The following is a 24,153-nucleotide window of genomic DNA, read 5'->3' as shown; positions in this document are numbered from 1 at the left end:
TTGCGGGCCGGCCCGCCCTTCTAACCCGTGACTGGCTATATATGTAGCTCAAACCATTGTGCATCCAAAGCAAAATGGCGGAATTCTGGCATGCGGCGGGGGCCTGACGGCACCCCCAAAAGCGCCGGGATTATCTGACGGCCCCAATATCATCATCGGGGGAGGCTTTTTTCCCGTAACGGAGCCCCTATCTAGGACGAACTGTCCGTCAGGAACCAGATTGCCGAAGCAACGTTCTCCCCTGGAATCGGAGACCCATGTGACGAAACCAGCCTCTGCCGCGGCCACCACGACCGCCAACACCCCGTCACTTTCCTCCGAATCCGCCCCGCTCGCGCAACGGCTGGCGGACGCCTATCGCGCGGTCCGCGACGAGACCGAGCGCCGGGCCGCCCCGCTGTCGGCGGAAGACCAGCTGATCCAGTCGATGCCGGATGCGAGCCCTGCCAAATGGCACCGCGCCCATACCACCTGGTTCTTCGAGCAGTTTCTGCTCGGCGAGCACCTCAGGGGCTACACGCCCTTCCATCCGGACTACGCCTATCTGTTCAATTCCTATTACGTCAGCGCCGGCCCCCGCCATGCCCGCCACCAGCGCGGCCACCTGACCCGCCCGACCGCCGACGAAGTCACCGCCTATCGCCGCCATGTCGACGCCGAGGTGGTGAAATTCTTCCACACCGCGACGCCTGAAAAGCTCGACGCCCTGGTGCCGCTGGTCGAGGTCGGCCTCAATCACGAGCAGCAGCATCAGGAGCTGATGTACACCGACATCCTGCATGCCTTCGCACAGAACCCGATCCCGCCGGCCTACGATCCGGCGTGGCGCTTCCCGCCGTCGCAGCACGGGCCGCAGGAATGGGTGACGCTCAACGAAGGCATCCACACCGTCGGCCATGGCGACGACAGCTTCCATTTCGACAATGAGAAGCCCGCGCATCGCGCTTTGGTTGGCCCGGTCAAGCTCGCGAAGAATCTCGTCAGCAACGCCGACTGGCTCGCCTTCATCGAGGACGGCGGCTATTCCACCGCCACGCTGTGGCTGATGGATGGCTTCGGCACGGTCAGCAACGAGGGCTGGCAGGCGCCCGGCCATTGGCGCGAGATCGACGGCGAATGGAAGATCATGACGCTCGGCGGTCTGCAGCCGATCGATCCGCAGGCCCCGGTCTGCCATGTCAGCTATTACGAGGCCGACGCCTTCGCCCGCTGGGCCGGCAAGCATCTGCCGACCGAGATGGAATGGGAGGTCGCGGCGCGCGCCGGCCTGCTCAACGACGCCTATGGCATCGTCTGGCAATGGACCCGCAGCGCCTACTCACCCTACCCGGGCTACCGCGCGATCGAGGGCGCGCTCGGTGAATACAACGGCAAGTTCATGGTCAACCAGCTCGTGCTGCGTGGCTCGTCGCTGGCGACGCCGCAAGGTCACAGCCGCGTCACCTACCGCAACTTCTTCTATCCGCACCATCGCTGGCAATTCACGGGGTTACGCCTCGCCGACTACGCCTGATTGATTCCAGTTGACATCAAGTGCGCGCCGGTAAGCGCGTTCAGGAGAGTATCATGAATGTGCATGCCGCCGCTTTGGCAAAAGCGTATCCGTTCGACGAGGCGACTTCGGCGTTTGCCGGCGACGTGATCGGCGATCTCGCCCGTCACCCGAAACGGCTGTCGCCGAAATATTTCTACGACGCCGCGGGCTCGGAGCTGTTCGAGCAGATCACGGTGCTGCCGGAATATTATCCGACGCGCACCGAGCTTGGCATCCTGCGCGACCGCGGCGACGAGATCGCCGCGATCATCCCGGAAGGCGCGGCGCTGGTCGAATTCGGCGCCGGCGCGACCACCAAGGTGCGGCTGCTGCTCGAGCATTGCGAATTCGCAGCCTATGTGCCGGTCGATATATCCGGCGATTTCCTCAAGGCGCAGGCCGATGGATTGCGGAAGGATTTCCCCGGTCTCGGCATCTATCCGGTCGCAGCCGACTTCACCACGCCGTTCGCGCTGCCCGACGCTGTCGCCGCCATGCCGAAGGTCGGCTTCTTCCCGGGCTCGACGCTCGGCAATTTCGAGCCGAGCGAAGCCCTGGCCTTCCTGCGCAGCGCGCGCAAGATCCTCGGCCACGGCGCGCAGATGATCATCGGCGTCGACCTCGAGAAGGACGAGCGCGTGCTGTACGACGCCTATAACGATGCAGCCGGCGTCACCGCGCGCTTCAACATGAACGTGCTGGCGCGGATCAACCGCGAGCTCGGCGGCAATTTCGACCTGTCGGGCTTCACCCACCGCTCGATCTACAACCGCGACCGCCATCGCATCGAGATGCACCTGATCAGCCGCAAGGCGCAGACCGTGCGCATCCTCGGCAACACTTTCGCGTTCCGTCCCGGCGAGAGCATTCACACCGAGAACAGCTATAAATACTCGCTCGAGCGTTTCACCGCGCTCGCCCGCAGCGCGGGCTGGACGGTGCGCAACAGCTGGACCGACGCCAACACGATGTTCTCGGTGCACGCGCTGGTCGCGGACTAGCGATATTATTAGTTTGACGCGTTTTCTTCACGCGAACCGGTATCCACTTCGCTTGAAAACGCTATGAACGGGACGGGGGCAGGATCATGGGCCGGCGTGCGCTGCAGATCGCCACAGTGGTGCTCGCCCTCGTCCCGATCCTGACCGGCATCATCACCATGCTCGGCGTGAGCGATCCGCTCTACGCCTCGTCGGGCGTGCCGGCACTACCGGTGCTCGACAGCAATCTGCGCTTCTTCGGCGGGGTCTGGCTCGGCCTCGGCCTCGCGCTGCTCTGGCTGGTGCCGCGCATCGAGAGCGAGAGCGTGCTGTTTCGCGTGGTCTGGGGCGGCATCTTCCTCGGCGGCATCGGCAGGCTGCTGTCGATCGTGATGGTCGGCGCACCGCCGCTGCCCTTCGTAGGGTTCACCCTGCTCGAAGTGATCGGCGCGCCGCTGTTCGTCTATTGGCAGCACCGGGTGGCGACGGCCGGTCGCAGCAGGTAGCGAGCCCTGCTACTCTTCCTCCTCCGTCGATCGGAGCGAGATCGACTCCCAGGCCGCGACCACGATCATGATCGCGGTGGTGACGATCGAGAGCGTCAGCGGCGACATGTCATGAGCAAAATACGCGGTGATCGCCAGCGCGACGATGCCGACGCCGTGCGAGAGCTGCAGGAAGTTGCGGATCACGTGCTTGAACAGGATGGTCCCGACCAGGAACAGCATGGGGCCGCCGACCGAGCTCACGATCGTCTTGAGGTCGGAATGGCCGGACGGGTGCTTCAGCACCAGTTCGTCGGCGACAGCGGTGAGGATGATGCCGCCGACGATCGGCATGTGCAGGTAGGTGTAGGCGATCCGCGCCACGCGGCCGGATTCCTCGGATTTCGAGATCATGTCTGAGCCGGCCTCGGCACCCTTGTGGAAATAGATCCACCACATCGCGATGCTGCCGACCAGGGCCGAGATGAAGGCTAAGACATTCTCCGGCGTCCAGGTCAGTTCGGCGAAGGTCGCGCCGTCGACCACGATCGCCTCGCCGAGCGCAATGATGATGAAGCCGGCACAGCGCTCGGCCATGTGGCCGCCCTCGACCGACCACGCCTCTATCGAGGAGAACCCGAGCCCGGGGGTCCAGAACCGCGCGGCCGGTGCGACATATTCGATTGTCAGCGCCGCGATCCAGAGCCACATCCGCGTCTCGTGCTCGGCGAAGCCACCGAGGATCCAGAGCACGGCCGAGCAGCTCAACCAAGTCAGGATGCGAATCGCGTTGTGACGCACCGCGGTCCGTCGCCGCGGCGTTGCCAGCAGCCAGAACGCCGTGCGGCCGACCTGCATCGCGGCGTAGGTCCCGGCAAACCACAGCCCGCGGCCCTCGAAGGCGGTCGGGATCGAGGTCGACAACAGCAGCCCGCCCAGCATCAGGACGAACAGCAGCAGGCGGACCGGCGTCAGGTCGGGATTGAGCCAGTTGGTGACCCAGGTGGTGTAGACCCACACCCACCACACCGCGAGAAACAGCAGCGTGACCTGCACCGCGCCCAGCGGGGTGAAGTGGTGCAGCAGCGTGTGCGACAGCTGCGTGACGGCGAAGACGAAGACGAGGTCGAAGAACAACTCGGCATTGGTGACGCGGCTATGCTGGTTCGGCACGATGACGCGAAACATCGCTCCGCGCGGATTGTCTGCCATCGCTCGAGGGCTCCGCCGCTGGCCGGGGCCTAGCCTTCCGGCACCCCGGTCTGCAGGGCGAGTGCATGCAGCACCCCGCCCATCTGGCCTTTCAGCGACTGGTAGACGATCTGGTGCTGCTGGACGCGGGACTTGCCGCGGAATGACTCGGAAACGACAGTGGCCGCGTAGTGGTCGCCGTCGCCTGCCAGGTCGCGGATCGTCACCTCGGCGTCCGGGATAGCTGCCTTGATCATCGATTCGATATCACGGGCGTCCATCGGCATCCCAGTCCACCTCCGTCAGGTCGTTCGAATCAGGGCCGATTCGGCCGGGATAAAACCTAGTCCTTGAGGTCTTCTAGGTCATCCCGCCGCACACTATATTCCCATTCCCAGCGATTTAAACCTGCATCAATCGGTCACAAGCCATCACGCCGAAATGACCAGAAGAGGCGCAGAATCATGAAGCTCCCCGGCCCCGACCATCCGATCACGATCACGCCCAACGCCAAGCGCGTCCGCGTCACCGCCGACGGCGTCGTCATCGCCGAGACGACCCATGCGCTGACCCTGAAGGAAGCGAGCTATCCGGCGGTGCAATACGTCCCCCGGCAGGACGCCAACATGGAGCTTCTGACCCGCACCGAGCGGACCACGCATTGCCCCTACAAGGGAGATGCGAGCTATTTCAGCATCAAGGCCAACGGCAAGACGCTGGACAATGCGATCTGGACCTATGAGGAGCCTTTCCCGGCCATGACCGAGATCGCCGGCCACCTCGCGTTCTATCCCGACAAGGTGAAGATCGAGGAAGTCGCCTAGGCCGTCTTGCCCGCCGCAACGCCGTGCTCGGCGCTCCGGGGTGCGCCCCCAGCCTGAGAACGCAAATGCCCGGGCGAGGCCCGGGCATAACGACGGGAGTGTGCGGCCGGATCGCCGCTAGACCCTGAATATCGTGAGCCCGAGGATCAGGAGCACCAGGAAGATCACGACGAACACGTAGAACAGGAAGCGTGCGATATCGGCGGAGGCGGCTGAGATGCCGGTGAAGCCGAGCAAGCCCGCGATGATCGAGACAACAAGGAAGATCAACGCCCATTTCAGCAGTGTCATTGCTTGCTCCTCAAAGCCGCGTGCGCCCGGCGCGCCCGCCAGCCTTCCCGACAACGCCCTCTCAATATTCCAGTTCCAAATCGAAACAGACGCGCTGAGATGACCGACCTCGACACCACGGAATCGAGACAATTCGTACTTGCTGAATCGGGTTCCCAATTGCAACATCCGGGTGCAGACCCGGCTGGGGGCACCATGAAATCGATTGCTCACGCGGCTCCGGCCGTCGACGTCCAGGCAGCACCGAAGCTCCACAAGCGCAACGTCGCCCTCGATCGTGCGCGCACCTTCCTGACGCTGGTCGTGCTGCTGCACCACGCGGTGATCCCCTACACCTATTTCGGGCACACCGACCCGACGTCCTGGATCGGCTTCGACTGCATGGTGCTCGCCACCGACAGCTTCTTCATGGCGATGTTCTTCTTCCTGTCGGGGCTGTTCGTGTGGCCCGGGCTCGGCAACAAGCCGTGGCTGATTTTCCTGCGCGACCGGCTGTTGCGGCTCGGCCTGCCCTTCGTGATCTGCGCGTTCACCGTGATTCCGATCGCCTATTACGCGATCGCGCTGCGTGCGACGCCCGACCTGACCTTCTCCGAATTCTGGTGGAGGACCATGATCTACGGGCCCTGGCCGAGCGGCCCGATCTGGTTCGTCTGGGTCCTGATGGCCTTAGACCTGACGGCAAGCGTGCTGTACCGGGTGTCGTCGCGCCTGCTCGAACCGATCAACCGCCTGTCGGTCAAGGGATTTGAACGCCCCTCGAAGTTCTGGCTGTTCCTCGTCGTCGTCAGTGCCGTCTTCTATGTGCCGATGCTGGTCCATTACGGCCAGAACTACTGGTTCGAGCTCGGACCGTTCTCGGTGCAGGCGAGCCGGGTGCTGCTGTATGCGTGCTACTTCTTCATCGGTGCGGGGATCGGCTCGGCGAACTTCGAGAACGGCCTGCTCAGCGCGAACGGACGGCTGACCGAGCGGCGCTGGTTCTGGACCGGCATCACATTGATCCCCTACTGCTTGATGTGGGTGATGATCTACATCAAGCGGCAGATCATCGGTAACCCCGACCCGCTGCCGGGCTGGTACCTCGCGATCTACGGCAGCTTCTACGTGCTGTTCAGCGCCTCGATCCTGTTCGCGATCCTGGCCTACTTCCTGCAATCGAAGGCGGCCGGACCGACGCTGCTCGACCGCATGCAGGGCGACGCCTACGGCATGTTCCTGGTGCACTATCCGATCGTGCTGTGGCTGCAATACTGGCTGTTCGACATGGAATTGCCGGCGATCGCCAAGGCCGCGATCGCGTTCTTCGGCACCGTGGCGCTGAGCTGGGCCGCCACCGCCGTGCTGCGCAAGATCCCCGGCTCGAAATACGTGCTTTGATCACGCTCCTCGCCGCCGCGCTTTGCAGCGCGGGGGTCGCGGGCGATAATGATGTAGAGGTCGGCAGCACGAACAGCGTACCGATCACCACGTTGCCGCCGATGACGAAACGGCTCGCCGCAGCGTCGGCATGGAGAAACGGCGCGAAGCGGCAGGCTTGACGGCAAATCGCGACCGGCAAGTTGCGCACACCCTGCCATTGGTCACATGCCGCCGGGTGATTCTCAGGTATGCTGGCCGGACTGCTTGACCTAGGGAGTCCCAGAATGAACGACCCTCAAGTTGGATGGATCGCGGCAATCATCGTCGGCGGATTGGCCGGCTGGCTCGCCGAGATGATCATGAAGTCCGGAACCGGCATCTTCATGAACATCATCCTCGGCATCGTCGGCGCCGCGCTGGCGAACTGGCTGTTGGGTCTGATCGGCGTGTCGCTCGGCGGAGGCTGGATCGGCTATCTCGTCGCCGGCTTCATCGGCGCCTGCATCATCATCTTTGCCTGGCGCGCGGTCCGCGGCGCAACCTAGCGCACGATCCTCAGGGATCGCGGTCGAACATAAGAAAATAGCGCGATGATGGGATCATCGCGCCATTGAGATTTTTGCTACACGCGGTAGAGCCTGATCCGATCGGATCAGGCGGCGGCACCCCGCATGTAGTTCGGCAGCCAGTGCTCGAAAGCGTGGGACAGGCTGTCGACGGTCACCGGCGCCTCGCCGGCAACCGCAATGGCATCGCCGCCAGTGGTGCCGATACGCGCGCAGGGCACGCCTGCGCCCTTCATCTTGGCCAGCACGAGACCGGCATCCGCCGCTGGCACCGTGACAATGTAGCGGGCCTGATCCTCGCCGTACCAATAGGCATGCGGCACGATCGAGGACGGCGCCGCCAGCAGCTGCGCGCCGATGCCGCTCGCGATCGCCATCTCGGCGAGCGCGATCAAGAGCCCGCCGTCGGAGACGTCATGCACCGCGGTCGCGGTTCCGGCGTGGATCATGCCGCGCACCACGTCGCCGTTGCGCTTCTCGGTGGCGAGATCGACCGGCGGCGGAGCGCCCTCCTCGCGGCCGCAAACGTCGCGCAGATAGACCGACTGGCCGAGCCAGCCGTGGGTATCGCCCACCAAAAGGATCGCCTCGCCCGCCGCCTTGAATGCCAGGGTCGCGGATTTGGTGAAGTCGTCGAGCACGCCGACGCCGCCGATCGAGGGCGTCGGCAGGATGCCGCGGCCGTTGGTCTCGTTGTAGAGCGAGACGTTGCCGGACACGACCGGGAAGTCGAGCGCGATGCAAGCTTCCGCAATGCCCTTCAGGCAGCCGACGAACTGGCCCATGATCTCGGGCCGCTCCGGATTGCCGAAATTGAGATTGTCGGTGATCGCGAGCGGCCGGCCGCCGACTGCGGTGATGTTGCGCCAGGCTTCCGCCACTGCCTGCTTGCTGCCCTCGAACGGATCGGCCTCGCAATAGCGCGGCGTGACGTCGACGGTGAGCGCAAGCCCCTTCGGCCCGTCCTCGACCCGGACCACGGCGGCATCGCCGCCGGGACGCTGCACGGTGTTGCCGAGGATGACATGGTCGTACTGCTCCCACACCCAGCGCTTCGAGCACAGCTCGGGCGTGCCGATCAGCTTTTCCAGCGCGTCGGCGATGCCGAGCGGCGGCTTGACGTCCTGGCCGCGGATCACCGGCAGCGCGTTCGATGCGACGTGCGGACGGTCATAGACCGGCGCCTCGTCGCCGAGCTCCTTGATCGGCAGATCGGCCATCACGTCGCCGCCATGCTTGACGACGAAGCGCTTGGTCGGCGTGGTGTAGCCGACGATGGCGAAATCGAGCCCCCATTTGCGGAAGATCGCCTCGGCCTCTTGCTCCTTCTCGGGCTTGAGCACCATGAGCATGCGCTCCTGGCTTTCCGAGAGCATCATCTCGTAGGCGCTCATGCCGGTCTCGCGGGTCGGCACAGCGCTGAGGTCGAGCTCGACACCGAGGTCGCCCTTGGCGCCCATCTCGACTGCCGAGCAGGTCAGGCCGGCCGCGCCCATGTCCTGGATCGCGATCACGCAGTCGGCTTCCATGATCTCGAGGCAGGCTTCCAGCAGCAGCTTCTCGGCGAAGGGATCGCCGACCTGCACGGTCGGGCGCTTCTCCTCGGAGGCGTCGTCGAATTCGGCCGAGGCCATCGAGGCGCCGTGGATGCCGTCGCGGCCGGTCTTGGAGCCGAGATAGACGATCGGCATGTTCACGCCGGAGGCCGCCGCGTAGAAGATCTTGTCGGCATCCGCGAGGCCCACCGCCATCGCGTTGACCAGGATGTTGCCGTCATAGCGGGTGTGGAAGCGCACCTGGCCGCCGACCGTCGGCACGCCGAACGAATTGCCGTAGCCGCCGACGCCCGCGACCACGCCGGACACCAGGTGCCGGGTCTTCGGGTGCTCCGGCGCGCCGAAGCTCAGCGCGTTCAGGCAGGCGATCGGGCGCGCGCCCATGGTAAAGACGTCGCGCAGGATGCCGCCGACGCCGGTGGTCGCGCCCTGGTAGGGCTCGATATAGCTCGGGTGGTTGTGGCTCTCCATCTTGAAGACCACGGCCTGGCCGTCGCCGATGTCGATCACGCCGGCATTCTCGCCAGGGCCCTGGATCACCCAGGGCGCCTTGGTGGGCAGCCCGCGCAGATGGATGCGGGACGACTTGTACGAGCAATGCTCGTTCCACATCGCCGAGAAGATGCCGAGTTCGGTGAAGGTCGGAACCCGCCCGATCAGCGTGAGGATGCGCTCGTACTCGTCCGGCTTCAGCCCGTGGGCGGCGACGAGTTCGGGGGTGATCTGGGGCTCGTTCTTCGGATCATTCTTGGGCGCGGTCATGGGACCCTTAATAGGTAGATCGAACGGGGGCGAAAAGGCCTTTTACGGCCCATTTCCGGCCTGTCCAGAGCTTTGCGGCGGTTGGACGCGGCCCGGGATATGCTCCCGGGATTTGCACAATGGGGATGGATCGGATTTAAGGACCCGAACCCGATAATTGAAGGCCCAGATTTCGTGAACGAACTCGCCCCGACCGCACTCAACACCGCATTCAACCGCCGCCCCGACCTGCATGTCGAAACCGAGGGCGAATTCGCCGGCTGGCGAACCTGGACGCGAGACAATTTCGAGACCCATACCGGCCCGTTTTACCACCGCATGGACGAGAACGGCCGCATCTCCTGCGCGTTCCGGGTCGCTAAGAAGCACCTCAATGGCTCCGGCAACGTCCATGGCGGCTGCTTCATGACCTTTGCGGATTACTGCCTGTTCGCGCTCGCCGCCTCGGTGCTCCAGGGCCCCGGCGTCACGGTCTCGTTCGCCTCGGAATTCCTCGACGCGGCCCGCGAGGGCGATTTGATCGAATGCACCGGCGAGGTCACCCGCGCCGGCGGCTCGCTGATCTTCGTGCGCGGCATGCTGACCTCGGCCGAGCGGCCGTTGTTCACCTTCTCCGGCACCATCAAGCGCGTGAAGCGCAAGGCTCCGGCTGCGGACGCATAGCGTTCGGGCTGTTTGGGGGCGTCATTTCGCCAAGACGCTAACAGGTATGAAGCGTGATCTGTATTCCGTCGGCGTGAGGCCGGCTTTGCTGCGGAAATGATGGCGAAGCGCGTGGGCCGAACCAAAGCCGACCGCGGCGGAAATCGTCTCGATGCTAAGGGGCTGCTCGCACAAGAGGACTTTGGCAGCTTCGATCCGCTCTTCGACCAGCCAGTCGCCAGGACTGCGGCCTGTTGCCTCGTGGAAGCGGCGCAGGAAGGTACGCAAGCTCATCTTGCACTCGCGCGCCATGGCGCCTGTGGTCCAGGTCCGCTTCAGATTGTTGCGCATCCGATCCAGTAGTGGCGCGATCTCCCGGCCCGGCTGAACGGGAACGGGGCGTTCCAGGAATTGCGCTTGCCCGCCCGTGCGATGGGCGGACACAACCAGGCGCCGTGCAACAGAATTCGCCGCCCGGGGGCCGAAGTCCTGCCGCACGATGTCGATCAGCAGGTCGATCCCGGCCGCGCTGCCCGCCGACGTGAAGACCCGATTATGACTGCGATAAAGCGAGCTCGCATCGATCCGTACGTTCGGGAAGCGGGCCTGCAGCGCCGCGGCGTAGCGCCAATGTGTGGTCGCGATGCCACCATCGAGTAACCTCGTCGCGCCCAGCACGAACGCCCCCGAGCAGATCGACACAAGCCGTGCTCCACGGACATGAGCGGCGCGAAGCTGTTTGCAAAGCCTCTCCGGCACGGGAACGTCCGCCCCCTTCCAGCCCGGCACGACAATGATATCCGCCTTGGCGAGCAGTTCCGGCCCACGGTCGGGCTGAAGCGCGAAACCGCCATGGGCGCGTAGCGGCCCCTTCTCGATCGCGCAGCTCGCGAAACGGTACCAACCTGGCCCCATCTCAGGACGGTAAAGCCCGAACACCTCGGCCACGATGCCGAACTCGAAGGTGCAGAGCCCGTCATAGAGCAGCGCTACGACCAGCGGGCCGGTGGTTTGAAAGCGGATCGGGCGCTTCGACGAGATTGGCATGATGTTTACGTATCTTGTCATCTGCGCCAATTGCAACAGGGGTCGCGCGGCATCCATATCGGCGGCGACACCAGAAACTGGAGCCCATGATGAAATCCGCAGTCACCGAGATTCCGGCCGCTCCGAGCGCCATCGCCCGTGAGCATTTTGCTGCCGAATTCACCTTTGAGACTGATTGCTGGGATGTGCATGACGCGCTGTCCAGGGGCGCCGACTTCGTCGTCCTGGACGTGCGCAGCCCAGCGTTGTTCGCCCAGGGTCATGTTCCGGGCGCCATCAACCTGCCGCATGGCAAGATCATCCGCTCGAAAACTGACGCCTGGCCCGAGGGTACATTGTTCGTCACCTATTGCGCGGGGCCGCATTGCAACGGCGCCGCCCGTGGTGCGCTGCGTCTCGCAGAACTTGGTCGACCTGTGAAGATCATGGCCGGCGGCATCACCGGCTGGCTGGATGAAGGCTTTGAGCTTGCCACAGGCAATGGCTGAACCACGGCCGTGGACACACGCCGTCATCCAGCCGTTACATCGGCACGGATTGAATCGAACACAGAAGTTCTAGTTCATTGAGTCCACGCGCGTTCTTCGTGTGAAGCAACGCACACTCCAGTCGTGACGCGACGACGTGCTGTCGTTGCGTCGTCGCGCACGCGTCACATGCCTGTCAGCCAAGCTTCCGTAGATTGCCGAACGATTTCCGTTTGTGCATTCGCGCAGCGAGGTTGGGGCATTCTCATGAAATTGAAGACGTTCGTTTCCGTTACGACGGCGATGTTGCTTGTCGCATCGCTCGCATGGATCGCAACTCCGGCGCGCGCCGGACAGGACGGCGATAATGGCGATCGCGGCAGCGATTCCCGCGGTCACGATCAGGATCAGGACCAAGACCATGACGGCGGTCATCATGGCCGCAAGCCGCGCGTGGTGATGATCTCGCTCGACGGCGCAAAACCCGATTTCATCCAGAAATTCATCGAGGAAGGCGTGCTGCCGCGCGACGGCGGCCTCGCCCGGCTCAGCCGTCGTGGCGCAGTCGCGTTGCAGAACGTGACGGCGTCACCGTCGCTCACCGCGGTGTCACACATCGCGATCGCGACAGGCTCCACGGCGGTTCATAACGACATCCCCTCGAACACGTTCCAGCCGATCGTCGGGCCGATCTCCAGCAGTATCAGCGGCTTTGCGGCGCCGATCGGCGGCTATACCGAAAGCCCGCTCGGGCCGTCGGCAAACCCGACGGCACAGCCGCTGTGGGTGCAGCTGCGCCAGCAGGGCAAGAAGGTCGTCACCGCGACCTGGCCCGGCGGCGACGGCGCCGACATCTCGATCAACAAGACCGTGGTGCAGCCGGCGCAGCCGACCCGCGTCACCGACTTCACGGTGCCGTTCGGCGCGTTCGGCGGCATCGGCGCCCAGGGCTTTACGCTGTCGCGCAGCGACTTCGCGGCTGATCCCGGCATCGTCGCGGCGCTGCAGGCTGCGGGCCATTTCTCGTTCAGCCCGGTGCTGGTGACTTCTGCACCGATCGAGACGTTCTCGTGCTCCGCGGCGGCGACCGCTACCTGCACCGGCGCATCGACACTCGACGTCAAATATTCGATCCGCGTTGCCGCGATCGACACGACAAATGATCGTAAGGTGAACTACGACACGCTGGTGTTCTTCGACGAGAACCGCGGCATCACCGCAGGACCGTTCCACGCGCCGTCGACCGGGCCGGCCTATGTCAAGTTCGGCGGCGAGAACGCGCCGTTCTTCTTCGAGGGCAGCGGCGCGAAGGTCGGCGCCGCCTACTTCGTCTCGGCGCTGTCACCGGACCTCTCGGTAGTGCGCTTCGCCCGCTACGGCGCCAACTACATCCCGCGCAACACGCCTGTGCTCGCCGATGTCGACGACATCAACAACAACATCGGCTTCTGGCGTCCGCAGGCCGACTTCCGCATTCCGGAGCGCCTGAGTCCAGGCTTCACCAACTTCCCCGACGTCGAGATCGAGACGATGTACGAGGACATGGTGAAGACCTTCGTGCGCTACCAGGCCAACATCGGCGAGCGCGCGATCAAGACCCATCCGGATGCCGACCTCGTGATGGTCTATATCGAGCAGCCCGACGGCTCCGAGCACCAGTTCCTGCTCACCGATCCGCGCCAGGGCACCAACCCCGCCGACCCGAATTCGATCGGCGCCAAACAGGATCCCGCCAAGGTCAAGCGCTACGCCTCCTACATCCGCTTCGCCTACCAGACCGCCGACAAGGCGGTGAAGCAGATCGCCGATGCGGCCGGCCATGACAGCAACGTCGTCGTGGTGTCGGATCACGGCTTCGCGCCGTTCCACACCTCGGTCAACCTCACCAACATCCTGCGCAACGCGGGCATCGACACCAGCAAGGTCGGCGTCCGCACCTCGGGTCCTGCCGCAGACATCTACGTCAACCTGCAGAACCGCGAGCTCGGCGGCACCGTCGATCTGGCGACCTACCGGGCCCTGGTGGCGCAGATCACCGACGCGGTGAAGAACGCGGTCGATCCCAACGCGCGCTTCAACTACTCGCTCAGGGATCAGCGCATCTTCACCGTCGTCGAGACCCGGCCGCTGCAATGCGACGCTGGTACCGGACAGTGCACCAGCAAGACCGTCGGCCAGGACTACGGCGACGTGTTCGCGCTGATGGCGCCGGGCTACAATTTCGACGGCATCCAGAACCCCGGCGTCGCGCGCCAGGGCGACGCGCCGTTCAATTCGGCAACGACCGCGCTGTCGATGCCGAACTTCTACGGCGCCCACGGTCATGACCCCGAGCTTCCGGTGATGAGCGCGACGTTCATCGCCGCGGGACCGCAGATCCGCAGGGATACCGTGGTGCGGCACATGCGCAACATCGACGTGGCGCCGACCATCATGCGGATCCTCGGCACGACGCCGCATCACGTCGACGGCGAGGTACTGAACGAGGTGCTGCGCTAGAGCACGCTCCGGAAAAGCGCGAAGCGGCTTTTCCGGCAGGACCATGTTCAAACAGAAACTAAAGCGCGATGCTGATCGCGCTTTAGCCTTTCACGCAAATTCCGCGCGACGGACGCCGAGCCGGCGTTCGTCGCTTTTTCCGCCCTAGCCTTTCGCCCTGCGGCCAAGCTAAATTCGGCTCATCGCGCGACAATGCGCGAAGGGAGCCAATCAAGGTGCCGAAGAGCACAGCAAACACGGGTGGCGTGACGGCTCCCGCGATCACGCCCAGCCTGTCCACCGCGCCCGGTGCGCGTAGCTGGCGCGACTACGCGCTGCTGCTGGCGCTGGCCTGCTGCTGGAGCTCGACCTACCCGCTGACCAAGATCGGGCTCGGCTCGATCCCCCCGGTCACCTTCATCTCGGCGCGCTCGCTGGTGGCGGCCGCTTTCCTGCTCGTGGTGCTGCGGATCCGCGGCATCCGCATCTCGACCGACATCAAGGCCTGGAAGCTGTTCGCCTTCCAGCAGACCATCAACTCGACGATCCCGTTTTTGGTGATCACCTGGGCGCAACTCTACGTGCCCGCGTCCAACACCGTGGTGCTGGCCTCGACGACGCCGATCTTCGCCTTCCTCATCACCTGGGCGATCACGCGGCACGAGCCGGCCTCGCTGCCCAAGCTGGTCGGCGCGATCCTCGGTCTCGCCGGCACGGTCGCGATCATCGGCCTCGACGCGCTCTCGGGTTTCGGCAAGGAGATCTTCGCCGAGATCGCGATCCTGCTCGCCACCGTCTCGTTCGCCTGCGCCACGATCTTCGGGCTGCGGCTGTCGGACTACGATCCGATGGTGGTCGCCGGCGGCTCGCTGCTGTTCGGCGGCACCGTGCTGCTGCCGGTCGCCCTGATCGTCGACCATCCCTGGACGCTGCACCCGACGCCGCAGGCGCTGGTCGCCACCGTCGTGATGGGCATCTTCTCCAGCGCGTTCGGGTTGATGCTGTTCTACATGTGCCTGACGCGGCTCGGCACGCTCACGACAAATGCGCAGGGTTATTTGCGGATTCCGATCGGCGTCGCGTTGTCGGTCATCCTGCTCGGCGAATCCGTGCCGTCGAATCTGGCGCTGGGACTCGTGCTGGTCATGTTCGGCGTCGCTGCGATGACAATCCCCGGCGAAGCCGTGAAGCGCTGGCTAGGCCGGTTGCGAGGATAGCCGTTCCGCCTACTTCTTGTCGTCCACGAGCAACGTGCGGTATTTCGCGACGTCGCGGGTCACGAGTTGTTGCAGCGCCTCGGGTGTGAGCTCATTGGCGTCGGGGGCGACCGTCGACAGGTCGACGAAGCGCTTCTTCACTGCGTCGCTTGCGACAGCGGTGCGCGCCGCGGCGTTGAGCTTGGCGATGATCTCCGGCGGCGTGCCCTTCGGCGCGAACAGGCCGTTCCAGCCCTGCGCCTCGAACTCCGGCAGTCCGGCCTCTGCCGAGGTCGGCAGCGCCGGCAGCGAGGCGAGCCGCACGGTCGAGCCGACCACGACCGCTTTCACCAGTTTGTCGTCGATCGCCTGCGACACCGAGGCCGCGGCGTCACAGACGCCGTCGATCTGGCTGCCGATCGCGTCCGTCAGCGCGAGCGCCGCGCCGCGATAGCCGACCAGCTGCACGTCGATCCCGGCGGCATGCACGAAGCTCTTGCAGATCAGGTAATTCGACGAGCCGACGCCGGCATGGCCGAGATTGACCTTGCCCGGATTCTTCTTCGCGTAGTCGATGAAGTCCTTGAGATCCTTGGCCGGAAAATCCTTGCGCAGCGCCACGATGCCGAAGGTCTTCGCCACGACGGCGATCGGCGCAAAGGAGTCGGGCGTGAACGACAGTTTTGGATAGATCGTGTAGGTCGCCGCATTGGTGCCGGCGTTGCCGATCGCAATCGTGTAGCCGTCCGGTTCGGCGCGCGCCGCACGGGTCAGCGCGGTCGAACCGCCGGCGCCGCCGACATTCTCGATGATGATGGTCTGGCCGAGCGCCGCACTCATCTGGTCGGCGACGGCGCGGGCAATGACGTCGGAGGTACCGCCGGCCGTGAACGGCACGATCATCGTGATCGGGCGCTTCGGGAAATCCTGGGCGTTGGCTGTTGTTGCGAAAAAGAGTGCCGCGGCCGCGGCGAGGCACCACCGCCCCAGCATTTCCGTTACGCCGCCTTCTCGAACTGCTGGACCAGCCCTGCGAACAGGCCGCGGCCGTCGGTGCAGCCCATGATCTCTTCGACGTGGTTTTCCGGATGCGGCATCATGCCGAGCACGTTGCCGTGCTCGTTGACGATGCCGGCGATCGAGTGCGCCGCGCCGTTGAAATTGGAGGCCTCGTCGACCACGCCCTCAGGCGAGCAGTAGCGGTAGAGCACCCGCCCGTCGCCCTCGAGCCGCTTCAGCGTCTCTTCGTCCGCCTCGTAATTGCCCTCGCCATGCGCCACCGGCACGCGGATCACCTGGCCGGCATTGTAGCCGCGGGTGAACGGGGTGTCGGAGCGCTCGACCTTCATATGCACGTCACGGCAGACGAATTTCAGCGCGGCATTGCGCATCAGCACGCCCGGCAACAGGCCGGACTCGCAGAGGATCTGGAAACCATTGCAGACGCCGAGCACGAGCCCGCCTTTGGCTGCGAAGTCGCGCACCGCGTCCATCACCGGCGCGCGCGCCGCGATCGCGCCGCAGCGCAGATAGTCGCCATAGGAGAAGCCGCCCGGCACCACCACGAGGTCGGTGCCTTTGGGCAGCGCGGTCTCCGCGTGCCAGACCATCGCGGTCTCGTTGCCGGATGCGAGCTTGAGTGCGCGCGCCATGTCGCGCTCGCGATTGATGCCGGGGAAGACGAGGACGGCTGATTTCATCGGATCACCTGGTTTTGGGCGCCAGCACAAGCTTAACTGCGGCGGCAAACTTTGCGTAATTGTCGTTGCTGGCCTTTTCGTCACGCGCCGAGCTGATCAGGCTGGCAGAGCCTTGCGCGCCCAACATCAAGCCATTGACCTGATACTCGCTCGCGCCGCCCGGCGTCACCGTCAGGCGCCGTGCCTTGTACATGCGCGGCACCGCGGTGCCCTTGTCGCCATCGACGCCGAGCAGCGTGATGCGTTGTCCGGGTGTCCGCTGCTCCAGCGCGTTGATGACCTGGTTCTGGCTGTCACGGAACTGGTCCAGCGTCATCTGATTTCCGCCGGTGTAGAACCGGTAGCTCACCTTTGAACCCGCACCGCATTGCGGCTGCTCGCAACGGAACAGGTGCGTGTCGGCGCGGCGCTCGTAACGCCAGCCGCTGATCGCAAACGGCGGCCGCTGCGTGGTCGCGGCCGGAGCCGGTGCCGGCGCCGGCGACTGAGCCGCAGCGCCGCCGATCCCGACGACCGTGAGCAAGCCGGCCAGCAATGATTGGGCGATCGTCCGGTCGTTGCGGGAACAGACGAGAGCGGCTGTTGTCATCTGGCGCGCCCGGCTAGCTCAGGACCTCGACCCGGTAGTTCTCGATCACGGTGTTCGCCAGCAGCTTGTCGGCGGCGGCCTTCAGCGCCGCCTCCGCCTTGGCCTTGTCGGTCGCGGCGAGCTCGATGTCGAACACCTTGCCCTGCCGAACGCTGGCGATGCCGTCGACGCCGAGCGACTTCAGCGCGCCCTCGATCGCCTTGCCCTGCGGATCGAGGATGCCCGACTTCAACGTAACAGTCACACGTGCCTTCACGATTGCCCCTTAAGCTTAGCTCTTCACCAGCACCGGGCCGCTGCCGGCCGGCCGCTCGTTTTCGATCAGGATGCCGAGCCGCTTCGCGACCTCGGTGTACGCCTCGAGCAAACCACCCAGATCCCGGCGGAAACGATCCTTGTCGAGCTTCTCGTTCGACTTGATGTCCCACAGCCGGCAGGAGTCCGGCGAAATCTCGTCGGCGACGATGATCCGCATCATCTCGTTCTCGAACAGCCGTCCGCACTCCATCTTGAAGTCGACGAGGCGGATGCCGATGCCGAGGAAAAGACCGGTCAGGAAGTCGTTGACCCGGATGGCCAGCGCCATGATGTCGTCGATTTCCTGGGGCGTCGCCCAGCCGAAGGCGGTGATGTGCTCTTCCGACACCATCGGGTCGTTGAGCTGGTCGTTCTTGTAATAGAACTCGATGATCGAGCGCGGCAGCTGGGTGCCCTCCTCGATCCCGAGCCGCTGCGACAGCGAGCCGGCGGCGACGTTCCGCACCACCACCTCGAGCGGCACGATCTCGACCTCGCGAATCAGCTGCTCGCGCATGTTGAGGCGGCGGATGAAGTGGGTCGGCACCCCGATGTCGTTGAGGTGCTGAAACAGGTACTCCGAAATCCGGTTGTTGAGGACGCCCTTGCCCTCGATCACCTGGTGTTTCTTGGCATTGAACGCGGTCGCGTCGTCCTTGAAGTGCTGGATCAGGGTTCCCGGCTCGGGGCCTTCGTAAAGCACCTTGGCCTTGCCTTCATAAATGCGGCGTCGACGGCTCATTGGGATGTACCGTGTTTTGTTGAAATCCATGAATTTGGGTGCTCCGGATGACTTGGGGTTACGACCCACGACGGAGCTGCCGCGGAGGCCTGGAACCTGAGCTATCCAACTGGAAACAGAACAAGAACCACACCTGTTGGCAACCTATCTGATTGGCCCATCCAGCACAATCGATAGTGCCCCCTTGCGGGCACTTATACCGCCCTATCGAAAAGGGCCGATTCCGCCTGTTTTGCCTGCGGCTTAACGGCTCGTTGTCTTGCCGATTCCTCCCACCTATCTAGGCAGGCATCGGGGCCGCCGCAACGAGCTGCGGCCCGCATTCAGCAGGGGATTGGAACTTCGGCTATGAACGAATTCGACAAGCGCGAGGAAGGTTTCGAGAAGAAGTTCGCCCTCGACGAGGAGCTGAAGTTCAAGGCGGAAGCGCGCCGGAACAAACTGCTGGGCTTGTGGGCCGCCGAGAAGCTCGGCATCTCGGGCGACGCCGCCAACGCCTATGCCAAGGAAGTGGTGGCCGCCGACTTCGAGGAAGCCGGCGACAATGACGTCCTGCACAAGGTGCTGAAGGACCTCACCGCCAAGGGCCAGCCCGCCACCGAGCGCGACATCCGCGCCAAGATGGATGAGCTGCTGGCCGTTGCCGTGACCCAGGTGAAAGCAGGAACCTGAAAGCAGGGATTGGCAGGCGCGCACCTGGGCTCACGCCCGCGACGCTCCCGTTTCGACCTTCTACGCGCGCCGGACATTGCTCCGGCGCGACGTGTTTGCACCCCTCGCTTTGGTGAACTCAGCACGGATGATGTCGAGCAGACGGCGCGACGCGGCGCTGAGGAAGCCGCCGTGCCGCGTCACGGCGACGACCTCGTGACTTGCCGTGAGATTGCCGACGCGAATCGTCGCGATCGTCGAGGCGCGCAGTTCCTCCGCCGCGTTGCTTTGCGACAGCAGCGCGATCCCGAGCCCCGCCTCGACCAGCCGCTTCTGCGCCGTCAGGCTGTCGACCGGTGTCCACGCGACCTCGCCGAGCCCGTGGGTCAGGAACAGGGCGAACACATGCGAGGCGGTGATCTCGCGCCGTCCCGGCACTTCGGGAAACGCGATCCACCGCTCGTCCCTGAGATCGGCAAGACGGCCGACCCGGCGTCCGGCCAACGGATGATCCGGCGCGCAGACCACCCCGAGCGGCTCGGCGCACAGCACCTCGCAATCGAGCTCGCCCGAACGGTCGCGATCGTAGCGCAACCCGATCGTCGCCTCGCCGCGCCGGATCAAATCGCTGACCTCTGCGCTGGTCGCAGTGCGCAGCGTCAGCGTGACGTCGGGATGCTGGCGGGCGAAGCGCTTCAGCACCTTCGAGAGCCGCTCGCCGGCAAGCGTGCCCGTCACCGCCAGCGCCACCGGACCGGAATTGTCGCGCAGCAGAGCGCGCACCGCGTTCTCGGCATCCTGCGCTGCCGCTACCGCCCGTTCGGCATGGGGCACCATCACCCGTCCGGCATCGCTGAGCCGCGTCTTGCCTCCGATGCGCTCGAACAGGGGCACGCCGAGCTCCTGCTCGAGCAGCGCGATGCGCCTCGAGATCGCTGGCTGCGAGCGATGCAGCGCCTTGGCGGCATTGGAGATCCCGCCGCGCCGATGCACCACCAGGAACGTGTTGAGCGCGTCGCTGTCCATCTCTGCCTCATGCAAAAAGCTGATGATATCGAGAGAAATAACAAATTTGTCTGATGACCGAAACCGCCCTATCGCTGCTGCCGGTCGCTTTTCCAACCGTCAGGAGTTCACATGCGCACCCAGGCAGACAAGGCAGCACGGTTTCGCGAGTTGCATCAGCAGCCCGGCGCCTTCATCATTCCAAATCCGTGGGACGCCGGTACGGCGAAGCTGCTCGCGGCGATGGGCTTCGAGGCGCTCGCGACCACCAGCCTCGGGGTCGCCAACACGCTCGGTCAGGCCACAATCTCCCTCGATGCCATCATCGAGAACTGCCGGGTGATATCAGAGGCCACCGACCTGCCCGTCAACGCCGACCTGGAGAATTGCGGCGCCGATGATCCGAAGACCGCGGCAAAGGCGATCGCGCGCGCGGCAGAAGCCGGCGTCGTCGGCGGCTCGATCGAGGATTCGACCGGCGACCGCGAGCGTCCGATCTACGACTTCTCGCTCGCAGTCGAGCGGGTGCAGGCCGCGGTCGAGGCCGCCCGCGCCCTGCCCTTCCCATTCACGCTGACAGCGCGCGCGGAGAACTTCCTCTGGGGGCGCAAGGACCTCGACGACACCATCAAGCGACTGCAGGCGTTCGAGGCGGTCGGCGCCGACGTGCTCTATTCACCGGGTCTGTACGACATCGGCACCATCAAGACCGTGGTCTCGGCCGTGAGGCGGCCGTTCAATCTCGTGATGGGTTTTGCCGATCCGACCTTGACGGTCGAGCAGCTGTCGGCCGCCGGCGTCAAGCGCATCAGCGTCGGTGGCGCGATGGAACGCCACGCGCTGGCTGCGTTCCTGCGGTGCGCCCGCGAGATGAAGGATAACGGCGCGTTCACCTTCGTCCGCGACATGGCGCCGGTGAAGGACCTTCGCGAGGCGTTCGCGGCCGCCAAGAGCAAATAGAGCGTAGCGAGTAGCGAATGGAGAACCCGGTTCGCTACTCGCCATCCGTCCTCAACCTTCCTTGAAGCCATACTCCGGCACGTTGCCGCTGGCGCCGTAATATTTGTACGGCAGGAATTTGCCGCTCATCGTGATCTTGACGCGGTCGCCCTTCGGATTGGCAACGCGCTCCAGCGCCATGTCGAAGTCGATCGCCGACATGATGCCGTCGCCGAACTCCTCCTCGATCAGCGCCTTCCACGCCGGGCCGTTGACCATCACCATCTCGTAGAAGCGGTAGATCAGGGGATCGGTCGGCGGCATCGGCGTGCCGGTGCCGCGCATCGGCACCTCGTTGAGCATCGCGATCTCGGCCTTCGTCAGCCCGAACAATTCGCCGGCATTGGCCGCCTGCGGCTTCGTCAATTTCATCTGGCCGAGGATCGCGCCTGTGATCAAGACCTCGGAATAGCCGCCGATCTTTTCGCAGATGTACTTCCAGCTCCAGCCGTTCTCGCGCTTGATGTCGAGCAGCTTTTCGGTGAGGTCTTCGCGTTTCATGAGGCTTCCTCCGTGGGACCAGCGTGCAGCGCCGACGCCGGCATCGATCAGCGTCCGGCCGCATTTTAGCGCCGCCGGACGCCGACAAACATGCAGTTTCTATGCCGCTTTGCCGGTTACGACGGCAGCGGTCGGCAAGCCTTCGTCGATCGGCAGCGCCGGATCGCGCGACCATTCGTTCCAGGAGCCGAAGTACATCCGCACGTCCTTCACGCCGGCGTTCTTCAGCGCCAGGAACGTGTTCGAGGCGCGGGCCCCCTTGAAGCAGTAGAGATAGACCGGCGTGGTCTGCGAGATGCCGACGGTAGCGCATTCCGCAAGGATCTCGTCCTTCGACTTGAAGCGTGGGCCTTCGCCGGTCGGCTTCATCATCCGGTACCATTCGAGCCAGACCGCGCCGGGGATGCGGCCCTTGCGCGGGCAGAAATCCTTCCCATAAGGAGACGAGCTTTCGCCGATCCATTCATCGACGTCGCGCACGTCGAGGATCGCGACACCCGGCTTGCCGACCGCCGCCAGCATCGCCTTGGCGTCGATCATGATGTCCCCGGCTTCCGGCACGATCGCGAACGCCGCCTTCACCGGCACCGCGACGTCGGTGGTGACAGGCAGGTCCGCCGCCTTCCAGGCATCGAAGCCGCCGTGCAGCACCTTGATCTTGGGATAGCCCAGCATCGCCAGCAGGTAATAACCGCGGCAGGACTGGCCGAAGCCGGAATTCATCGACTGCTCGTAGATCACGGCGGTCTCCTTGCCGGAGAGGCCGGCGGCGCCGAAGGCGTCGGCGAACTTGGTCTTCAGCGCGTGCATGCCCTCCGGCGTCGAGGTCGCAAGATAGGTGAAGATGTCATGCACATTGACCGCGCCGGGCAGATGTCCCGCCGCATAGGCATCCGGATTGCGCGTGTCGATGACGACACACGGCTCTCTTGTGACGAGCTCGGCAAGTTCGCCGGCGGTGATCAGAACGTCCGTCATGGCTCTCTCCTGTTTGCGGTTGCAGTTGTGGTGGTCCCGAACTCCGTTGGATCATGATGCGCGCATCATGATCCAAACCCTTGTTTGAGCATGATCTCCGCGCAAACGCGTTCCGCGTTTTGTCGTGAGGGAAAACCGGTTTCCACTTTTCCGGATCATGCTTCAGCCGTCCGCCAGCATCTTGCGCAGCTGCTTGGTGGCGGGCGTAACGATGGCGACGAAATAGGCTTCGCGCAGCCTGCGCTGGGCGCGGTGGCTCATCAGGTAGCCGCGCGCGCCGCAATGGAGCATCGCCGCATGCGCGACCGCGACGCTGGCATCGCCGATCCGCAGGCGGAGCGCGACGACGCGGCGCCAGTAGCTGTCGTCGGCGTTGTAGGGATCGCTCGCCAGCGTCATCGCCTCCTTCTCGAACTCGGCATAGAGCTCGCGGAATTGCAGCGGCTGCTGCGGCAGATAGCGGTTGACGTGACCGAGCGGCGCATGGACCTCGTCCATGATGTTGATGCAGTCCCGCATCAAGCCGAGGCCGATGCCGGCCTGCAGCAGGATGAATCCGGCGCGGATCTTCTTGACGAAGGGAGCGGCCGGCTCGGCGAGGATCAATTCATCCGGCACGAACACGTCGCGGAACTGGACGCCGTAGGTGCCGGTGCCGTCCATCGCCAGGAACGGCTTGCACGGCGTCAGCGTGATCGCGGGGTCGGAGCAATCGGCCAGGAACATCACTGTCCCGCCCTCCTCGTCCTCGCGCTCGAAGATCGTGCCGAAGTAATGGCCGGGCCCGAGGTTCGACACCCAGGGCAGCGCGCCGCGAACGATGTAGCCGCCGTCGACCTTGCGACCCCTGAGCTTCAGCCGCTCGATGCCGAAGAAGCTCTTCATCGGGTTGGAGAGCCCGGTGCCGCCCAGCACGCGCCCGCGAGAGAAGCAGTCGCCGAAGCGCGCGGCGAGCTTCAAATTGGTGGAATTGGCGACGTACCAGACCAACGTGTTCTGGCACCAGGCCATGAAGGCGGTGGCGCCGCAGACCTCGCCGATCGCGGCCATCGACTGGATGGCCCAGCGCAGGTCGGCGGGGCCCTCCTGCGGCACATGGCTGCTCCACGCGCCGACCTCGCCGAGCCGGCGCAGGAATTCGCCGGGATAGACCGAACCGGCATCGATCGCGGATGCGAGCGGCGCCAGTTCCTGACGGGCGAGGCGTGCGACCTCGCCCGCGATGGTCGGTGCGGGATCTCGCGCTGCGACCCGCGATAAAGCCAGTGAAGTCATGGATGATCTCCGCACCTTGAATTGCCGGTCGGACG

26 protein-coding genes are annotated in these 24,153 nt (G+C 64.7%); 12 read left to right on the top strand and 14 right to left on the bottom strand.

Annotated elements, in window-relative coordinates; genetic code table 11:
• The first annotated feature begins 259 nt into the window (after positions 1-259).
• The 3 genes from egtB to AC628_RS17900 all read left to right on the top strand — a co-directional run bounded on the left by egtB (position 260) and on the right by AC628_RS17900 (position 3,020).
• Positions 260-1,513: an ergothioneine biosynthesis protein EgtB gene (egtB, locus tag AC628_RS17910; protein ID WP_143201663.1), complete on the top strand. Its 1,254-nt coding sequence runs from the start codon at positions 260-262 to the stop codon at positions 1,511-1,513.
• A gap of 53 nt (positions 1,514-1,566) precedes the next feature.
• Complete coding sequence (gene egtD, locus AC628_RS17905) at positions 1,567-2,535, top strand: L-histidine N(alpha)-methyltransferase (RefSeq protein ID WP_074128141.1); 969 nt, start codon at positions 1,567-1,569, stop codon at positions 2,533-2,535.
• A gap of 86 nt (positions 2,536-2,621) precedes the next feature.
• Positions 2,622-3,020 carry a DUF4345 domain-containing protein gene (locus AC628_RS17900; RefSeq protein ID WP_074128088.1) on the top strand — a complete coding sequence of 133 codons (399 nt, stop codon included), beginning with the start codon at positions 2,622-2,624 and terminating at the stop codon, positions 3,018-3,020.
• A gap of 9 nt (positions 3,021-3,029) precedes the next feature.
• On the opposite strand, the gene AC628_RS17895 is transcribed toward AC628_RS17900, so the two are convergent.
• Positions 3,030-4,211 (bottom strand): low temperature requirement protein A, encoded by a 1,182-nt coding sequence (locus AC628_RS17895; RefSeq protein ID WP_074128087.1) that lies wholly within the window; start codon positions 4,209-4,211, stop codon positions 3,030-3,032.
• Positions 4,212-4,240: 29 nt separating this feature from the next.
• Positions 4,241-4,477, bottom strand: a complete 237-nt coding sequence (locus tag AC628_RS17890) for a BolA family protein (RefSeq protein ID WP_021077843.1) — start codon at positions 4,475-4,477, stop codon at positions 4,241-4,243.
• A gap of 177 nt (positions 4,478-4,654) precedes the next feature.
• Here AC628_RS17890 and AC628_RS17885 point away from each other — a divergent pair, with 177 nt between their 5' ends.
• Positions 4,655-5,014, top strand: coding sequence for a DUF427 domain-containing protein (locus AC628_RS17885; RefSeq protein WP_016843469.1), 360 nt, complete (start codon positions 4,655-4,657; stop codon positions 5,012-5,014).
• Between the two features lie 117 nt (positions 5,015-5,131).
• Here the strand turns inward: AC628_RS17885 and AC628_RS17880 are convergent, their stop codons facing one another.
• Positions 5,132-5,305, bottom strand: a complete 174-nt coding sequence (locus AC628_RS17880) for a DUF1328 domain-containing protein (RefSeq protein WP_074128140.1) — start codon at positions 5,303-5,305, stop codon at positions 5,132-5,134.
• Between the two features lie 195 nt (positions 5,306-5,500).
• Here AC628_RS17880 and AC628_RS17875 point away from each other — a divergent pair, with 195 nt between their 5' ends.
• Complete coding sequence (locus AC628_RS17875; protein WP_074128086.1) at positions 5,501-6,685, top strand: acyltransferase family protein; 1,185 nt, start codon at positions 5,501-5,503, stop codon at positions 6,683-6,685.
• A 266-nt stretch (positions 6,686-6,951) separates the two neighbouring features.
• Complete coding sequence (locus AC628_RS17870) at positions 6,952-7,212, top strand: GlsB/YeaQ/YmgE family stress response membrane protein (RefSeq protein WP_050423597.1); 261 nt, start codon at positions 6,952-6,954, stop codon at positions 7,210-7,212.
• Positions 7,213-7,319: 107 nt separating this feature from the next.
• Here the strand turns inward: AC628_RS17870 and purL are convergent, their stop codons facing one another.
• A complete protein-coding gene (gene purL, locus AC628_RS17865) occupies positions 7,320-9,551 on the bottom strand; it encodes a phosphoribosylformylglycinamidine synthase subunit PurL (RefSeq protein ID WP_074128085.1) in 2,232 nt (743 codons plus the stop codon).
• 174 nt (positions 9,552-9,725) lie between these two features.
• Between purL and AC628_RS17860 the strand changes: the two genes are divergently transcribed.
• A complete protein-coding gene (locus AC628_RS17860; RefSeq protein WP_074128084.1) occupies positions 9,726-10,214 on the top strand; it encodes a PaaI family thioesterase in 489 nt (162 codons plus the stop codon).
• Positions 10,215-10,235: 21 nt separating this feature from the next.
• Here AC628_RS17860 and ftrA read toward each other — a convergent pair whose 3' ends face one another.
• Positions 10,236-11,261 (bottom strand): transcriptional regulator FtrA, encoded by a 1,026-nt coding sequence (gene ftrA / locus AC628_RS17855; protein ID WP_074128138.1) that lies wholly within the window; start codon positions 11,259-11,261, stop codon positions 10,236-10,238.
• A gap of 68 nt (positions 11,262-11,329) precedes the next feature.
• On the opposite strand from ftrA, the gene AC628_RS17850 reads away from it, so the two are divergent.
• The 3 genes from AC628_RS17850 (at position 11,330) to AC628_RS17840 (ending at position 15,402) form a co-directional block, all read left to right on the top strand.
• Complete coding sequence (locus AC628_RS17850; RefSeq protein WP_074128139.1) at positions 11,330-11,728, top strand: rhodanese-like domain-containing protein; 399 nt, start codon at positions 11,330-11,332, stop codon at positions 11,726-11,728.
• A 246-nt stretch (positions 11,729-11,974) separates the two neighbouring features.
• Positions 11,975-14,206 (top strand): alkaline phosphatase family protein, encoded by a 2,232-nt coding sequence (locus AC628_RS17845; RefSeq protein ID WP_074128083.1) that lies wholly within the window; start codon positions 11,975-11,977, stop codon positions 14,204-14,206.
• Between the two features lie 215 nt (positions 14,207-14,421).
• Positions 14,422-15,402: a DMT family transporter gene (locus AC628_RS17840; protein WP_074128082.1), complete on the top strand. Its 981-nt coding sequence runs from the start codon at positions 14,422-14,424 to the stop codon at positions 15,400-15,402.
• A 9-nt stretch (positions 15,403-15,411) separates the two neighbouring features.
• Here the strand turns inward: AC628_RS17840 and AC628_RS17835 are convergent, their stop codons facing one another.
• From AC628_RS17835 to purC, 5 genes are read right to left on the bottom strand one after another with little or no spacing between them, the layout of a single operon-like run.
• Positions 15,412-16,374 (bottom strand): tripartite tricarboxylate transporter substrate-binding protein, encoded by a 963-nt coding sequence (locus tag AC628_RS17835; protein ID WP_074128081.1) that lies wholly within the window; start codon positions 16,372-16,374, stop codon positions 15,412-15,414.
• A 5-nt stretch (positions 16,375-16,379) separates the two neighbouring features.
• The gene (gene purQ / locus AC628_RS17830) at positions 16,380-17,081 is read right to left on the bottom strand and encodes a phosphoribosylformylglycinamidine synthase subunit PurQ (protein ID WP_074128080.1); all 702 of its coding nucleotides are present in this window, start codon (positions 17,079-17,081) and stop codon (positions 16,380-16,382) included.
• Positions 17,082-17,085: 4 nt separating this feature from the next.
• On the bottom strand, positions 17,086-17,670 hold the full coding sequence (locus tag AC628_RS17825) for a hypothetical protein (RefSeq protein WP_245321215.1): 585 nt from the start codon (positions 17,668-17,670) through the stop codon (positions 17,086-17,088).
• A gap of 13 nt (positions 17,671-17,683) precedes the next feature.
• Positions 17,684-17,926 carry a phosphoribosylformylglycinamidine synthase subunit PurS gene (gene purS, locus AC628_RS17820; RefSeq protein WP_021077860.1) on the bottom strand — a complete coding sequence of 81 codons (243 nt, stop codon included), beginning with the start codon at positions 17,924-17,926 and terminating at the stop codon, positions 17,684-17,686.
• Positions 17,927-17,941: 15 nt separating this feature from the next.
• Positions 17,942-18,709: a phosphoribosylaminoimidazolesuccinocarboxamide synthase gene (purC, locus tag AC628_RS17815; protein ID WP_016843454.1), complete on the bottom strand. Its 768-nt coding sequence runs from the start codon at positions 18,707-18,709 to the stop codon at positions 17,942-17,944.
• Positions 18,710-19,057: 348 nt separating this feature from the next.
• On the opposite strand from purC, the gene AC628_RS17810 reads away from it, so the two are divergent.
• The gene (locus AC628_RS17810) at positions 19,058-19,381 is read left to right on the top strand and encodes a DUF1476 domain-containing protein (RefSeq protein WP_074128079.1); all 324 of its coding nucleotides are present in this window, start codon (positions 19,058-19,060) and stop codon (positions 19,379-19,381) included.
• A 60-nt stretch (positions 19,382-19,441) separates the two neighbouring features.
• On the opposite strand, the gene AC628_RS17805 is transcribed toward AC628_RS17810, so the two are convergent.
• Positions 19,442-20,386, bottom strand: a complete 945-nt coding sequence (locus AC628_RS17805) for a LysR family transcriptional regulator (RefSeq protein WP_074128078.1) — start codon at positions 20,384-20,386, stop codon at positions 19,442-19,444.
• Between the two features lie 111 nt (positions 20,387-20,497).
• Between AC628_RS17805 and AC628_RS17800 the strand changes: the two genes are divergently transcribed.
• Positions 20,498-21,325 (top strand): isocitrate lyase/PEP mutase family protein, encoded by an 828-nt coding sequence (locus AC628_RS17800; RefSeq protein ID WP_074128077.1) that lies wholly within the window; start codon positions 20,498-20,500, stop codon positions 21,323-21,325.
• A 51-nt stretch (positions 21,326-21,376) separates the two neighbouring features.
• On the opposite strand, the gene cynS is transcribed toward AC628_RS17800, so the two are convergent.
• From cynS to AC628_RS17785, 3 genes are all read right to left on the bottom strand, one after another.
• Positions 21,377-21,865: a cyanase gene (gene cynS, locus AC628_RS17795; RefSeq protein WP_074128076.1), complete on the bottom strand. Its 489-nt coding sequence runs from the start codon at positions 21,863-21,865 to the stop codon at positions 21,377-21,379.
• A gap of 99 nt (positions 21,866-21,964) precedes the next feature.
• Positions 21,965-22,843 (bottom strand): sulfurtransferase, encoded by an 879-nt coding sequence (locus tag AC628_RS17790; protein ID WP_074128075.1) that lies wholly within the window; start codon positions 22,841-22,843, stop codon positions 21,965-21,967.
• A 162-nt stretch (positions 22,844-23,005) separates the two neighbouring features.
• Complete coding sequence (locus AC628_RS17785) at positions 23,006-24,118, bottom strand: acyl-CoA dehydrogenase family protein (RefSeq protein ID WP_074128074.1); 1,113 nt, start codon at positions 24,116-24,118, stop codon at positions 23,006-23,008.
• Between the last annotated feature and the right edge of the window lie 35 nt (positions 24,119-24,153).

Source organism: Bradyrhizobium sp. NAS96.2 (genome assembly GCF_001908235.1).
Taxonomy (GTDB): domain Bacteria; phylum Pseudomonadota; class Alphaproteobacteria; order Rhizobiales; family Xanthobacteraceae; genus Bradyrhizobium.
Note: the sequence above shows the minus strand (reverse complement) of the source record. Positions and strands in the feature narration are given on the sequence as shown.

Excerpts from the sequence above, each read along its gene's own strand:
- egtD (WP_074128141.1), top strand. The coding sequence starts at position 1,567 with ATGAATGTGCATGCCGCCGCTTTGGCAAAAGCGTATCCGTTCGACGAG.
- AC628_RS17900 (WP_074128088.1), top strand. The coding sequence starts at position 2,622 with ATGGGCCGGCGTGCGCTGCAGATCGCCACAGTGGTGCTCGCCCTCGTC.
- AC628_RS17895 (WP_074128087.1), bottom strand. The coding sequence starts at position 4,211 with ATGGCAGACAATCCGCGCGGAGCGATGTTTCGCGTCATCGTGCCGAAC.
- AC628_RS17890 (WP_021077843.1), bottom strand. The coding sequence starts at position 4,477 with ATGCCGATGGACGCCCGTGATATCGAATCGATGATCAAGGCAGCTATC.
- AC628_RS17885 (WP_016843469.1), top strand. The coding sequence starts at position 4,655 with ATGAAGCTCCCCGGCCCCGACCATCCGATCACGATCACGCCCAACGCC.
- AC628_RS17880 (WP_074128140.1), bottom strand. The coding sequence starts at position 5,305 with ATGACACTGCTGAAATGGGCGTTGATCTTCCTTGTTGTCTCGATCATC.
- AC628_RS17875 (WP_074128086.1), top strand. The coding sequence starts at position 5,501 with ATGAAATCGATTGCTCACGCGGCTCCGGCCGTCGACGTCCAGGCAGCA.
- AC628_RS17870 (WP_050423597.1), top strand. The coding sequence starts at position 6,952 with ATGAACGACCCTCAAGTTGGATGGATCGCGGCAATCATCGTCGGCGGA.
- purL (WP_074128085.1), bottom strand. The coding sequence starts at position 9,551 with ATGACCGCGCCCAAGAATGATCCGAAGAACGAGCCCCAGATCACCCCC.
- ftrA (WP_074128138.1), bottom strand. The coding sequence starts at position 11,261 with ATGACAAGATACGTAAACATCATGCCAATCTCGTCGAAGCGCCCGATC.
- AC628_RS17850 (WP_074128139.1), top strand. The coding sequence starts at position 11,330 with ATGAAATCCGCAGTCACCGAGATTCCGGCCGCTCCGAGCGCCATCGCC.
- AC628_RS17845 (WP_074128083.1), top strand. The coding sequence starts at position 11,975 with ATGAAATTGAAGACGTTCGTTTCCGTTACGACGGCGATGTTGCTTGTC.
- AC628_RS17835 (WP_074128081.1), bottom strand. The coding sequence starts at position 16,374 with ATGCTGGGGCGGTGGTGCCTCGCCGCGGCCGCGGCACTCTTTTTCGCA.
- purQ (WP_074128080.1), bottom strand. The coding sequence starts at position 17,081 with ATGAAATCAGCCGTCCTCGTCTTCCCCGGCATCAATCGCGAGCGCGAC.
- AC628_RS17825 (WP_245321215.1), bottom strand. The coding sequence starts at position 17,670 with ATGACAACAGCCGCTCTCGTCTGTTCCCGCAACGACCGGACGATCGCC.
- purC (WP_016843454.1), bottom strand. The coding sequence starts at position 18,709 with ATGAGCCGTCGACGCCGCATTTATGAAGGCAAGGCCAAGGTGCTTTAC.
- AC628_RS17810 (WP_074128079.1), top strand. The coding sequence starts at position 19,058 with ATGAACGAATTCGACAAGCGCGAGGAAGGTTTCGAGAAGAAGTTCGCC.
- AC628_RS17805 (WP_074128078.1), bottom strand. The coding sequence starts at position 20,386 with ATGGACAGCGACGCGCTCAACACGTTCCTGGTGGTGCATCGGCGCGGC.
- AC628_RS17800 (WP_074128077.1), top strand. The coding sequence starts at position 20,498 with ATGCGCACCCAGGCAGACAAGGCAGCACGGTTTCGCGAGTTGCATCAG.
- cynS (WP_074128076.1), bottom strand. The coding sequence starts at position 21,865 with ATGAAACGCGAAGACCTCACCGAAAAGCTGCTCGACATCAAGCGCGAG.
- AC628_RS17790 (WP_074128075.1), bottom strand. The coding sequence starts at position 22,843 with ATGACGGACGTTCTGATCACCGCCGGCGAACTTGCCGAGCTCGTCACA.
- AC628_RS17785 (WP_074128074.1), bottom strand. The coding sequence starts at position 24,118 with ATGACTTCACTGGCTTTATCGCGGGTCGCAGCGCGAGATCCCGCACCG.